The organism is Vibrio sp. Hep-1b-8 (assembly GCF_006124995.1).
In the GTDB taxonomy this organism is placed as follows: Bacteria; Pseudomonadota; Gammaproteobacteria; order Enterobacterales; family Vibrionaceae; genus Vibrio.
This window is the reverse complement of sequence record NZ_QEWN01000080.1, coordinates 1-674: the sequence shown is the minus strand read 5'-3', so window position 1 is coordinate 674 and position 674 is coordinate 1. Positions and strand designations below refer to the sequence as shown.

Annotated in this window: 1 protein-coding gene; it reads right to left on the bottom strand. The window is 46.3% G+C overall.

The genetic code is table 11. From position 1 onward, the window contains the following. Positions 1–499: ATP-dependent protease subunit HslV (gene hslV / locus DA100_RS08395; RefSeq protein ID WP_138971735.1), on the bottom strand; the 499-nt coding region annotated here is incomplete at its 3' end. Positions 500–674: the final 175 nt, after the last annotated feature.

Here is a 674-nt window from a genome sequence, read left to right as displayed (position 1 = left end):
GGTAATGGTTCGTAAACACACAGATATCACCTGCAATATTGAGTGACTTTTCTGCGATTTCACGAGCATCTAATTCTGTATTTTCTAGCAGAGCTGTAGCCGCAGCCTGAGCAAAGTTACCGCCCGAACCAATTGCGATCAGATCGTTTTCTGGCTGAACAACATCACCGTTACCAGTAATGATCAAAGAAGCCGTTTCATCAGCAACAGCCAATAGAGCTTCCAGTTTGCGTAGGGCACGGTCACTTCGCCAATCTTTCGCTAACTCTACCGCAGCTTTAGTTAGATGACCCTGATGCATTTGCAGTTTACTTTCAAACTTTTCAAACAGCGTAAAGGCATCTGCAGTACCGCCCGCAAAGCCAGCTAGCACTTTGTTGTTGTACAGACGACGCACTTTTCGTGCATTGCCTTTCATCACGGTGTTACCTAGTGATACTTGGCCATCACCAGCGATGACGACTTTGTTATTACGACGTACAGATACAATGGTAGTCACGAGCAGGGCCTCATAGTTATTTTAATCTCAATGTTAGAGATTATATGAGGTTTAGGGATTGGAAATTCAAGGGGCAGGCGAGAGGCGAGAGTATTATCTCTTCGCTGGGACAAGTCCTGTCAACACCGGGTTCTATCAACTCACTACCCGCCCCCACATCTCGAAGGACGAAGTC